The following is a 10313-nucleotide window of genomic DNA, read 5'->3' on the forward strand; positions in this document are numbered from 1 at the left end:
GTACTGTTGCAGGACCTGCCATTAAGCGAAGAACTGCACTCAGCGCTTTTACACAAAGAAGGCCCGGCAGGTAATGCTCTGAATCAGGTACTGAATTATGAGCGCGGTAATTGGTCTGCAATTGATTATTCAGTGGCGAGTTCTGATGCCTTATTATCTGCGTATCTGGATGCACTTTACTGGGCTAAAGAGTTAAATCTCCAGCTAAACGATTAATGGCTATAAGCTGGTTAGCAACTCCTGAGGATAGCCCTTTTCCACCAGTCGATCAGGCGACATCCCATGGTTTGCTAGCGGCCGGTGGAGATTTATCCATCACCCGCCTTCTCAATGCCTATCGTCATGGCATTTTCCCCTGGTTTAACGCATATGATCCGATTTTATGGTGGAGCCCTGATCCGCGAATGGTATTTAATACCGATAAAATGCATATCAGCAAAAGCTTAAAAAAAGTATTACGACAAAAACCATTCGATATTACATTTGATCAGGATTTTAAAGGGGTTATGCATGCCTGTGCTGCGCCCAGACTATTAAAGTTGCCTGTTGAGCAACATGAAACCTGGATCCATAATGAAATGATTTCGGCTTATATGGAACTGCACCATGCCGGATATGCTCACAGTGTGGAATGCTGGCAGCAGGGAGAGCTCGTTGGAGGAGTTTACGGTGTCGCAATTGGGAAGATGTTTTTTGGTGAATCCATGTTCAGCTTTAAAACCAATGCCTCAAAAATTGCTTTAGTAGCTCTGGCTCAGCAGCTAAAACAATGGGGTTATCCTTTGATTGATTGTCAGGTATATTCCGAACACCTATCTCGTCTTGGCGCAGTCACTCTGCCAAGAGAAATTTTTGTGCAACAAGTACAAATGCTTTGCGCACTGCCCGGCCAGACTGGCTATTGGCAAACCACAACACTTCCTTTTTCCTATGAGCCTTGATTTTTACCAGGATCGTCCGCATGCCTGCTCATATCTTGAAGACCGGCAGGCGCGAAATATTTATCCCGACCCAATGCGGCCGCTGACAAATGCCTTATACAGCCAATTGATTCAGCACGGATTCCGCCGCAGTGGAGAACATGTTTATCGTCCATTTTGTCAATCATGCAATGCCTGTGTTCCGGTCAGAATATCGGTTAACCATTTCCGTCCTAACCGCAGCCAACGACGCTGCCTGAAAAAAAATGATGACGTCAGTCTAAGCATCCGGCCCGCAGTGTTTGATGATGAACACTATGATCTTTATCAACGCTACCTGGCGCATCGCCATGCTGGCGGGGGAATGGATAATCCAAGCAAAGACACCTATCTTCAGTTCCTCACCAGCAGTTGGAGTGATACGGCATTTATAGAATTCAGAACACCGGAAAAACTGCTGGCTGTAGCGATTACCGATTTTGTAAACGACGCTGCTTCAGCGTTCTATACGTTTTTTGACCCTGAATATTCGGACAGAAGTTTAGGTACCTTTGCTATTCTCAAACAGATTGAATTAGCGCAACAACAGAATTTATCCTGGTTGTATTTAGGCTACTGGATTGGTGATAGCCCTAAAATGCGATACAAGAGCCATTTCTCTGCATTACAGCAATTTGATGGCCAATGGCGCGAGTTTGATAAAAAAGCTTTGAATAATCAGTAATATTACGGCAAAATGGATCTTTTAATAGTTAGGTAAAATCAGACCTGTATGGCAAAAGAAGATCATATTGAATTCGAAGGCACTGTCATTGACACCATGCCCAATACCACTTTCCGTGTTGAACTGGAAAATGGACATGTTGTTACAGCACATATTTCGGGAAAAATGCGTAAAAACTACATCCGCATTCTGACCGGAGATAAAGTGACTGTGCAGCTGACCCCGTACGATTTAAGCAAAGGCCGCATTGTTTATCGCGCCCGCTAACCGCTAAAAGTAACAACTGCTGTCACTAAAAGTTGTTGTTAAACTCCGTTTTTAATGCTGTCGCCAGGCAGCTGCAATTGCCAAACCTAACATCCCCACAAAGGTCAGCAACGTCCAGGCAGGTATACTGAGGGTCAGAAATGTCCAGGATATTTCCGCACATTCTCCTGAACCGCTCAGCACCATGGACAACGCATCGGTCAACGGAAAGTTTTCCATAATAAAACCCATTCCGGGGCCGCAACTGGGTACCTGATCGGCAGGCAAACTCTGCAACCAGACATGTCGTGCTGAAACGGCCGCACCGAGTAATGCCGTTAAACCAATCAGACCCGCATAAATTTTAGTACCTGTTTTGGCAGGATTATGTATCGCTGCTATCAGAAAAAATATCCCGGTAACCATTACCAATACACGTTGCAAAATGCACAGCGGACAAGGCTCCAATTCCATTACATGCTGCATATAGAGAGCAGCCACAAATAAGCTGAAACAAAATAAAAATCCGCCAAACAATAGCTTGCGTGTGGTGATCAAAACGGTTTCCTCCATTGGATTAATTTGTGCTAAGTTAACCTAAAAACCGCATCAGATAAAGGGTTAAGTCATGTCAGAAAATAACTTCGAAGAAAAGTTCACAGCAGCCTATGACAAAATGATGGAACGTATTCAGCATTTTTTTGAGGAATCTGAAACCAATGCTGTTCCTACCCTGAAACAACGCATTGAACTGGCAAAATTACGCGCTATAGAGTTACGGGAAGTCACCGCAGAAGAAGCCGACAAAATTGCCTATTATGTTGAGCGCGATTTACATGATGCTGCGGAATATCTGGAAACAACAGGCAAGGAATTTTCCACCTGGTTTAATTTTGATTTGCAGCTCGTTGAAGCGCGACTATATGAATTATTTGCCTCTGTCGCAGACCGCACCCGCCTTGAACTCGGCCAGCTGGCCAGTCAGGCGCAAATGGCACAGCAATATCACACCGGAGAAATTACCGGTATAGGCACTTTATTCTGTGATTCATGCGGTACACAAATGCACTTCAAGAAAACAGGTCGAATCCCTCCTTGCCCGAAATGTCACCACACGGAATTCAGGCGCTATTCAAAATAAGCTTTAAATAAAATCTTCCGGCCAATAGAAAGCACCTTCTGCAACCAATTCGCAACAGACATCAGCTAATGCTGGGTATTTGCGTAATTGCTGCCAATCCTTTTGGTCGAGTTGAGATTTGGTGGTTAGCCATGACAGCGTTTCCCCTGCAGCCAACTCAACAAAATAAGCTTCACCAGCAACAAATAAATATGCCGTAGCAGCATCATTATGCCAGGCAAAGCGCAAATACCCATTGCGTTGCAAATACTCGCCGTTGTTAAACCGTCCATCCAGTTCCACCAGCGTCGGTTTATCGGTGATAAATTCGTCGGCCAGCTCCTGTAAGGTCGATTTGGTTTCCGTGACCAGGCGCCCTGCCGCTAAAGCCATAAAGCCAGAGTTTTCATTGATGGTTTTCAGCAATAAATTCTGAAACCGCTTTACTGCACTGTCATCAATTTCCGTTGAGGAAGACACTGTGCTTATATCGGCATCAGCATAAAGTTGTTCTGCAATATCCTGCTCTTGCAGTGTATGACTGAAGACATCGAGCAACTGTAACTGCGATGGGGCCCTAAAACCTACTGAAAACGTCAGGCATGGATTTAATGCCACTCCATGATGAGCATAGTGCGGTGGTAAATAGAGCATATCTCCAGGATGCAAATCCCATTGCTGATCCGCTGAAAACTGCTGCAATATACGTAAATCGGTATCATCTCTGAAAACCGCATTGGCTAACGGTTTATCACTGATCTGCCAATGTCTGGTTCCCTGCGCCTGCAGTAAAAATACATCGTAGCTATCGGTATGCGGTCCAACTGAACCTCCCTCCGGTGCGTAACTAATCATTACATCATCCCGACGCCAGTCGGCAATAAAATCAAAGTCTATTAGCAGCTTCTGTAACGGTGGATAATGTTTATCCATATCCTGGACCAGTAACGTCCAGTGAGTTTCCGGTAAAGCGGCAAAATCATCTTCATCAAAAGGACCATGTTGCAGCTGCCAGGGCCTCTCACCAAACTCTTGAATCAAACGTGATTCGATTTCTATTTCACCTGCAAACGCCGCTAAATCCTCTTGCGTCAGATCACTGACGGGCAGCGGAAATGCCTGACGAATCACTAACGGTTTCTTTTGCCAGTATTCATCGAGAAACTGCTGCTGAGTCAAACCGGTATTAAAAAACGCTGTCATAAGCTTGCTGCATGAAACTGTAACTGGGGGTAAAGCCTTGGGCCTTCATTGTGAATAACAACGCGACTAATGGCGGCGTAAGGCACTTGAATGCGAAACATTGCCTCCAGCGGCATTGCTAACACCTCGGCGAGAATAACGCGAATAACCCCTGCATGAGCAATCAGCAAAATATGATTATCGGTATGCGATTGCACCAGGGTTTGCCAGGCTTTATGAATACGCCGCTGAAACGCTAATAATGGTTCGGCATTGGCTGGGGTGTTATTTATCGGGTCATCATAAAAGGCATAAAACTCTTTTTTGTTCTGTTGCTCCAATTCATTGGCCGTTTTACCTTCCCAGTCACCAAAGCCGATTTCTATAAATCCCGCATCACATTGCAATGAAATTGCATGTTTATCAGAAAGTTCTTTGGCAAAATCAGCGCAACGAATTAATGTGGAACTGACTATTTTTTGCCAGGGCTGTTTATTTTCAGTTGCACAGCGCATCTGCTTCCACCCTAACTCACTTAAAGGATCATCCAGTTGCCCACGATAGCGCATTCCGCCCTGGGGTTCTCCATGACGCATCAAATCGATCACTAAAGCCATTGTTAACCAATAATTTCAACTTTGAGAATGACGTTATCCACCGCTGTGACCTGGACTCGAGTTCCCGTAGGACAATCGGGCCCGTGCACTTTCCAGGTTGAATCGTCGAGAATGACTTTCCCCTGTCCATTCACAATAGGGTTAGTCAAGGTGATAATACGGCCAACATGTTGTTCACCGCGCCGGTTTAATAAAGGTTCATCCGTGGCGATGGGATGTTTAGTGTAATAGCGGCGCCACAACACAATACTGAGGACCGACAATATCGCAAACATCAACCATTGAAACTGCCAGTTAATCTCAGGAAACAGCAGCAACACCAGACCGGTGAGAAAGGCCGCGATTCCCAGCCACAAAGCAAAAAAACTGGGCAGAATAATTTCCAGTGTAATCAACACTACCGCTAATACCCACCAGTGCCAGAAGTCGATAATGAAAGGCATATCAGTTCTCTTTACGTACGAAGGCTTCTTTAGCCAGTTCGGTAATACCTGCCAGTGAACCGATAACACTTCCAGCTTCCAGCGGCATCATAATGATTTTGTGATTATCGGCACTGGCCATGTCTTTAAGCGCTTCAATATATTTTTGGGCAACGAAATAGTTTACTGCCTGCACATCACCCTGAGCAATCGCTTCAGAAACCATGGTAGTAGCTTTGGCTTCTGCCTCTGCCAGGCGCTCACGTGCTTCCGCATCTCGAAAAGCCGCTTCACGACGACCTTCAGCATCCAGTACTGCAGCCTGTTTCTCACCCTCTGCCCGCAAAATTTCAGATTGACGATGTCCTTCAGCTTCGAGAATATTGGCACGCTTAATCCGCTCCGCTTTCATCTGACGGCCCATGGCCTCAATCAGATCAGCAGGTGGTTCGATATCCTTAATTTCAATCCGGGTAACTTTTATGCCCCATGGGGTTGTTGCATCATCGACAACTGTTAGCAGACGTGTATTGATTTCATCACGTTTGGATAGCAACTCATCCAAATCCATTGACCCCATCACTGTCCGCACATTGGTCATGGTTAAATTCAGAATGGCATTATCCAGACCACTGACTTCATAGGCTGCTTTTGCAGCATGGATCACCTGATAAAACACCACACCATCAACGCGTACCATCGCATTATCCTTGGTGATAATACCCTGAGAAGGAACATCCAAAACCTGTTCCATCATGTTGATGCGTGCGCCAACCTTATCAATCACCGGTACAATCAGATTCAAGCCTGGACGCAAAGTTTTGGTATAGCGGCCAAACCGTTCGACCGTATATTCCCAGCCCTGGTCTACTGACTTGACGCCCATTAAAACAAGGACAATGGCCAGTACCAGCACCACGATAACAAATAGCGAAAAACCTTCCATTACTCTGCTCCATTGCGACTTTTAATGTTCACTGGATGATACCAGCAAAGAGAATTATTAGGGCCGATTGATTGTTCATAGCCACACCCCAAAGAGCTGGGACTAGATTTGCCATCAGCAGTGGTGGCTATGAACAATCAATAAGCCCTTAGATCTTGGACATTTTGGGGTCAGCGTTAGACAATAGACAACATGATCATTCGGAACCGTTTTATATGAAATCTTTGAGTCTAATTCGTAGCATGCTTTTTGTCGCTTTAATGAGTTTTGGAGCCTTAGCACATGCTCAACAGTGGTATCACGTTGAACTGATCGTTTTTGAAGTACTCAATCCATCCGATAACGAACAGTCGCCGGTGTTTACCTTGCAAGACCCTGCCCCTCTGAAAGTGGGAATGGCCAACAAAGTCATTCAGCCAGCCGGTAATAAAAACCTGACAGATATTTCACAACGGCTGCGTAATTCAGCCGGTTATCGGGTCATCAGCCATCAAACCTGGCAACAGGCTGTTGGCAGTCGCAGTCGGGCACAAGCTGTGGCGATAGACTCTGATCGGGTTCAAGGACAAGTACGTTTTCATATCGCTACCTATTTACACGCGAGCCTGGATCTATGGTTACAGGATGGTGTGCGCTCAGTGGAAAGTGATTCATATCATACTTTGCATCAACCACGTTTAGTGGAATTGCGCCGTATCCGTAGCAAGCAGGTGCATTATTTCGATCACCCGCGGTTTGGCGCTATTCTGCAACTGATACCGGTAGCAACACCGGATCAAGTGCTCAGCAATATGACCGAGCCAGAAACCTATTCCCTGCCGTCTGAAGGTGAAGCTACAACAGCGGAATAACACCTTTCAATAATCGCCTTACCTGCCCCATCGACTCTTCCATGGTATCCAGTATGGCTTCTATCGTCAGTGGGTGTGAACTTAAACCAGCGGCCTGATTAGCCACAACAGCAATGCTGGCATAGGCAATATTTAATTCCCGTGCCAGCGCTGCTTCTGGCATGGCGGTCATGCCCACCATGTCAGCACCATCATTTTTTAATCTCTGGATCTCTGCCGCTGTTTCCAGTCTCGGTCCCTGTGTTACCGCATAAGTTCCGCCATCGATAACTGTCATTTCTTCACTATTAGCCGCAAGCAGTATTTGCTGACGCAGTGTTTCATCAAATGGGTAGGTAAAATCAATATGCTTATCGGCTGAAAAATCCTCACTGGCAAAACTAGAATCCCGCCCCCAACTGTAATCAATCAACTGGTCCGGTAATGCGATTGTTCCCGGCATATAGGGCTCCGTAATACCACCCACCGAAGCAACAGCAAGTATTTGTTCTACCCCTAACTGATGAAACGCCCAGATATTCGCCCGATAATTAATTAGATGTGGTGGAATCGTATGATGTTCGCCATGTCTGGGCAGAAAAGCCACCGTTTTGTTGGCATAACGACCAATCATTAATGGTGCGGAAGGCTCTCCAAAAGGCGTTTCCCGCTGCATTTGCTGTTCCAGGACCAATCCCTCCAGCTGGCTTAACCCACTGCCTCCAATTAATCCAATCATGATGCATTCTCCTTGACGGCAAAGATGCCAGGCGCATTTCGTAAATAGCCTTTGTAATCCATACCGAAACCGAAAACATAGCGATCAGGAATTTGTAAGCCAATATATTCCGGTTGAACGCCATATTTATTGCTGTGTTGTTTATCTGCCAATACCACTGCTTTTACAGAAGTCGCGCCAGCCTGCTGACAAAAGTTACGCAAGGCATCTAAGGTAATGCCCTCATCGTAAATATCATCCACTAACAACACATACCTGTTATTAAGATCAATATTAGGCTTGGCCCGCCAATTCAGTTCGCCGCCCACTGTTTTATCACCGTAACGTGTCGCATGAATATAGTCTGTTTCAAGCGTAAACTGCAGTTTCGGTAATAAATGCCCCATGGTCATCACCGCACCGTTCATTACGCAAAGCAGCACAGGATTTTTGTCGAGATAATCCCTGTTCAACTGCATGGCCAGTTGTTCAAGACTTTCATCAATCGCCTGCAGAGTAAATAAACACTCTGCTTCGGGCATTATCTGCTTCATTTACTTCACCTATCGCTATTAACATCAGGCAGTATAATAGGCTGTTTTGATTACAGGAAAGCCAAAATGGCACGTTTTTGGCCGATTCTGCTGTTTATTGCGATATTTATTTTCGTCTGGCTGCAGCCTGAAAAACCGCAATCGGAAACTAATGCGTCGGAAATATCCTCTCCTCAGCGGGTTATCAGCCTTGCTCCCAGCATTACTGAAACGCTGTTTGCACTGGATGCGGGTGATAAAGTCGTAGCGGTAACCGACTACTGTCAATACCCCAATCAAGTGAAAAAACTGCCCAAAGTTGGTGGTTATCTGGATCCCAATCTGGAGCAGATTGTTCGCTTGAAGGCCGATATAGTTATCCTGCTGGAACGTCAACAAAGCTTAAATAGGCAACTGCAGCAACTGGGGATACAAACGCTCAGTATCGATAACTCAAGTCTGACCGGCATTCGAAACAGCATTATCGATATTGGCTCCGCAGTTAATAAAGTGTCATCGGCCAGACACCTGGTCAGCGAGTTTGATAATCGGCTAGAAGCAATTAAACAGAAAGTCCGAGATCAGCCTGAACCAACTGTTTTGCTGGCAATAGCCCATAGTTCACATACAGATTTTCTGGATAAGGTATATATCGCCGGACAACAGGATTTTTATAATGATTTATTGTCTTTTGTTGGTGCAAAAAATGTCTTTCACGGACCAAATATAAAAGTGCCGGCGGTTTCCACAGAGGGCCTGTTACGGCTTAACCCTCAAATTATTGTCGATATTTTTCCTGGCGAAGAAGTGTATTCACCCGATCTCACCAAGCTAAGGCAGCAATGGCAGAGGCTGGATAAAATGGATGCTATCAGCAATAAACAGTTACATATTATTCAAGCTGATTATGCCGTAATACCCGGCCCCCGAATCATCCAACTGGCAGAGGATCTCGCTCGGATATTTCATCCACAACTGGATTGGGATTCATCTCAAAATGATTAGCTGCAGCAATATTTCGGTAACAATCGGCGATAAAACACTGATTGAAGACATCAATTGCGATATTGCCCGTGGCGATTACCTGTGTATTGTGGGACCTAACGGCTCTGGAAAAAGCACGTTTTTGAAAACCTTATTAGCGCTTCTGCCTGCATCCGGGGGAAAAATATCCGTTGATGGAGAAACGCTCTCACATTACAGCCATAAAAAACTCGCCCAACTCATCAGTTATGTGCCTCAAACCGGGGGTAGCCACCTGAGCTTCAATGTTGAAGAATTTGTTCGGATGGCAAGATACAGTTATCACCATGTCTTTTCAGAGTGGCAATCGCAGGATCAGGACGCCGTAGAAAATGCGCTCACTATTACCGACAGCCACCCCTTTCGCTTGCGTAAAATGTCGACTCTTAGTGGTGGAGAGTGCCAACGGGTAATGATTGCCGCCGCCCTGGCGCAGGATACGCCGGTTTTGATGTTGGATGAACCAACTGCCTTTCTGGATCCCCATCACCAGGTTGCTGTACATCAATTGATCCGCAAACTGAATCAGCAACTGCAGAAGACGATTATCGAAGTGACTCACGATATCAATCATGCCGCACAGCATAGCAAACATGTATTGGCCTTACTGGAAGGTAAATGTCTGTGGCATGGTCCTGCTGAACAGTTTTTAGATGCCGAGCGCTTACACCAGCTTTACCAGCAAGCGTTTGTGTTTGCCAAACATCCACATCATGAGCGGTTGATTGCTGTGGCAGATGAATCATGAGCATAAAACGTAAACTCATCGCATTAAGTCTGTTTACCGTTCTGGTGGTAATTATCAGTCCGTGGGTAGATTTTGCAGCGGCTGGTTCGACAGAAATCCAGCAAATGATTATCCATGAGTTGCGGATCCCAAGGGTGTTATTTGCATTTACCGCAGGCTGTGGACTGGCATTATGCGGCATGGTATTTCAGGCAATGTTTCGTAATCCGCTGGCCACTCCATTTACCCTCGGCGTTGCCAGCGGCGCCTCATTAGGCGCAGCGATCAGTGTCTATGCGGGCATA

At 45.7% G+C, this 10313-nt stretch carries 15 protein-coding genes and 1 pseudogene; 9 read left to right on the forward strand and 7 right to left on the reverse strand.

Features of this window, described 5'->3' with window-relative positions:
* The 4 genes and pseudogenes from B3182_RS07840 to infA all read left to right on the forward strand — a co-directional run.
* Nucleotides 1-216, forward strand: a pseudogene (locus B3182_RS07840) (histidine kinase); the annotation flags it as partial.
* Nucleotides 216-941, forward strand: coding sequence for a leucyl/phenylalanyl-tRNA--protein transferase (gene aat, locus B3182_RS07845; RefSeq protein WP_292354720.1), 726 nt, complete (start codon nt 216-218; stop codon nt 939-941). The pseudogene B3182_RS07840 and the gene aat, both read left to right, overlap by 1 nt.
* Nucleotides 931-1644: an arginyltransferase gene (locus B3182_RS07850; RefSeq protein WP_292354718.1), complete on the forward strand. Its 714-nt coding sequence runs from the start codon at nt 931-933 to the stop codon at nt 1642-1644. Before aat ends, B3182_RS07850 begins: the two co-directional genes overlap by 11 nt.
* Before the next feature lie 48 nt (nt 1645-1692).
* On the forward strand, nt 1693-1911 hold the full coding sequence (gene infA / locus B3182_RS07855; RefSeq protein ID WP_009726411.1) for a translation initiation factor IF-1: 219 nt from the start codon (nt 1693-1695) through the stop codon (nt 1909-1911).
* Nucleotides 1912-1962: 51 nt separating this feature from the next.
* On the opposite strand, the gene B3182_RS07860 is transcribed toward infA, so the two are convergent.
* Nucleotides 1963-2448, reverse strand: coding sequence for a disulfide bond formation protein B (locus B3182_RS07860; RefSeq protein WP_292354710.1), 486 nt, complete (start codon nt 2446-2448; stop codon nt 1963-1965).
* A 70-nt stretch (nt 2449-2518) separates the two neighbouring features.
* On the opposite strand from B3182_RS07860, the gene B3182_RS07865 reads away from it, so the two are divergent.
* Nucleotides 2519-3031 carry a zinc ribbon-containing protein gene (locus B3182_RS07865; protein ID WP_292354708.1) on the forward strand — a complete coding sequence of 171 codons (513 nt, stop codon included), beginning with the start codon at nt 2519-2521 and terminating at the stop codon, nt 3029-3031.
* A 3-nt stretch (nt 3032-3034) separates the two neighbouring features.
* Here the strand turns inward: B3182_RS07865 and B3182_RS07870 are convergent, their stop codons facing one another.
* From B3182_RS07870 to B3182_RS07885, 4 genes are read right to left on the reverse strand one after another with little or no spacing between them, the layout of a single operon-like run.
* A complete protein-coding gene (locus B3182_RS07870) occupies nt 3035-4213 on the reverse strand; it encodes a cupin domain-containing protein (RefSeq protein ID WP_292354706.1) in 1179 nt (392 codons plus the stop codon).
* Nucleotides 4210-4809: a histidine phosphatase family protein gene (locus B3182_RS07875; RefSeq protein WP_292354705.1), complete on the reverse strand. Its 600-nt coding sequence runs from the start codon at nt 4807-4809 to the stop codon at nt 4210-4212. The genes B3182_RS07870 and B3182_RS07875 overlap by 4 nt, the downstream gene beginning before the upstream one ends.
* 2 nt (nt 4810-4811) lie before the next feature.
* A complete protein-coding gene (locus tag B3182_RS07880; protein WP_292354703.1) occupies nt 4812-5252 on the reverse strand; it encodes an NfeD family protein in 441 nt (146 codons plus the stop codon).
* Between the two features lies 1 nt (nt 5253).
* Nucleotides 5254-6177 (reverse strand): SPFH domain-containing protein, encoded by a 924-nt coding sequence (locus B3182_RS07885; protein ID WP_104934543.1) that lies wholly within the window; start codon nt 6175-6177, stop codon nt 5254-5256.
* Between the two features lie 215 nt (nt 6178-6392).
* Between B3182_RS07885 and B3182_RS07890 the strand changes: the two genes are divergently transcribed.
* Nucleotides 6393-7028: a CsiV family protein gene (locus B3182_RS07890; RefSeq protein ID WP_292354700.1), complete on the forward strand. Its 636-nt coding sequence runs from the start codon at nt 6393-6395 to the stop codon at nt 7026-7028.
* Here the strand turns inward: B3182_RS07890 and B3182_RS07895 are convergent.
* Together B3182_RS07895 and B3182_RS07900 are read right to left on the reverse strand one after the other, a co-directional pair.
* The gene (locus B3182_RS07895) at nt 7012-7746 is read right to left on the reverse strand and encodes an S-methyl-5'-thioinosine phosphorylase (protein WP_292354698.1); all 735 of its coding nucleotides are present in this window, start codon (nt 7744-7746) and stop codon (nt 7012-7014) included. The two genes, B3182_RS07890 and B3182_RS07895, sit on opposite strands and share 17 nt — an antisense overlap.
* Nucleotides 7743-8279 carry a hypoxanthine-guanine phosphoribosyltransferase gene (locus B3182_RS07900; RefSeq protein ID WP_292354696.1) on the reverse strand — a complete coding sequence of 179 codons (537 nt, stop codon included), beginning with the start codon at nt 8277-8279 and terminating at the stop codon, nt 7743-7745. The genes B3182_RS07895 and B3182_RS07900 overlap by 4 nt, the downstream gene beginning before the upstream one ends.
* 66 nt (nt 8280-8345) lie before the next feature.
* Here B3182_RS07900 and B3182_RS07905 point away from each other — a divergent pair, with 66 nt between their 5' ends.
* The 3 genes from B3182_RS07905 to B3182_RS07915 form a co-directional block, all read left to right on the forward strand.
* A complete protein-coding gene (locus B3182_RS07905) occupies nt 8346-9263 on the forward strand; it encodes an ABC transporter substrate-binding protein (RefSeq protein WP_292354694.1) in 918 nt (305 codons plus the stop codon).
* Nucleotides 9256-10029, forward strand: a complete 774-nt coding sequence (locus B3182_RS07910) for an ABC transporter ATP-binding protein (RefSeq protein WP_292354692.1) — start codon at nt 9256-9258, stop codon at nt 10027-10029. Before B3182_RS07905 ends, B3182_RS07910 begins: the two co-directional genes overlap by 8 nt.
* Nucleotides 10026-10313, forward strand: a 288-nt coding sequence (locus B3182_RS07915; RefSeq protein ID WP_292752241.1) for an iron chelate uptake ABC transporter family permease subunit, incomplete at its 3' end; no start/stop codon positions are given. The genes B3182_RS07910 and B3182_RS07915, both read left to right, overlap by 4 nt.

Source organism: Methylophaga sp. UBA4204, assembly GCF_002379485.1.
Taxonomy (GTDB): Bacteria; Pseudomonadota; Gammaproteobacteria; order Nitrosococcales; family Methylophagaceae; genus Methylophaga.

What these genes read in the sequence shown, in the direction of transcription:
- aat (WP_292354720.1), top strand. Translation starts at nt 216, where the DNA reads ATGGCTATAAGCTGGTTAGCAACTCCTGAGGATAGCCCTTTTCCACCA.
- B3182_RS07850 (WP_292354718.1), top strand. Translation starts at nt 931, where the DNA reads ATGAGCCTTGATTTTTACCAGGATCGTCCGCATGCCTGCTCATATCTT.
- infA (WP_009726411.1), top strand. Translation starts at nt 1,693, where the DNA reads ATGGCAAAAGAAGATCATATTGAATTCGAAGGCACTGTCATTGACACC.
- B3182_RS07865 (WP_292354708.1), top strand. Translation starts at nt 2,519, where the DNA reads ATGTCAGAAAATAACTTCGAAGAAAAGTTCACAGCAGCCTATGACAAA.
- B3182_RS07870 (WP_292354706.1), bottom strand. Translation starts at nt 4,213, where the DNA reads ATGACAGCGTTTTTTAATACCGGTTTGACTCAGCAGCAGTTTCTCGAT.
- B3182_RS07875 (WP_292354705.1), bottom strand. Translation starts at nt 4,809, where the DNA reads ATGGCTTTAGTGATCGATTTGATGCGTCATGGAGAACCCCAGGGCGGA.
- B3182_RS07880 (WP_292354703.1), bottom strand. Translation starts at nt 5,252, where the DNA reads ATGCCTTTCATTATCGACTTCTGGCACTGGTGGGTATTAGCGGTAGTG.
- B3182_RS07885 (WP_104934543.1), bottom strand. Translation starts at nt 6,177, where the DNA reads ATGGAAGGTTTTTCGCTATTTGTTATCGTGGTGCTGGTACTGGCCATT.
- B3182_RS07890 (WP_292354700.1), top strand. Translation starts at nt 6,393, where the DNA reads ATGAAATCTTTGAGTCTAATTCGTAGCATGCTTTTTGTCGCTTTAATG.
- B3182_RS07895 (WP_292354698.1), bottom strand. Translation starts at nt 7,746, where the DNA reads ATGATTGGATTAATTGGAGGCAGTGGGTTAAGCCAGCTGGAGGGATTG.
- B3182_RS07900 (WP_292354696.1), bottom strand. Translation starts at nt 8,279, where the DNA reads ATGAAGCAGATAATGCCCGAAGCAGAGTGTTTATTTACTCTGCAGGCG.
- B3182_RS07905 (WP_292354694.1), top strand. Translation starts at nt 8,346, where the DNA reads ATGGCACGTTTTTGGCCGATTCTGCTGTTTATTGCGATATTTATTTTC.
- B3182_RS07910 (WP_292354692.1), top strand. Translation starts at nt 9,256, where the DNA reads ATGATTAGCTGCAGCAATATTTCGGTAACAATCGGCGATAAAACACTG.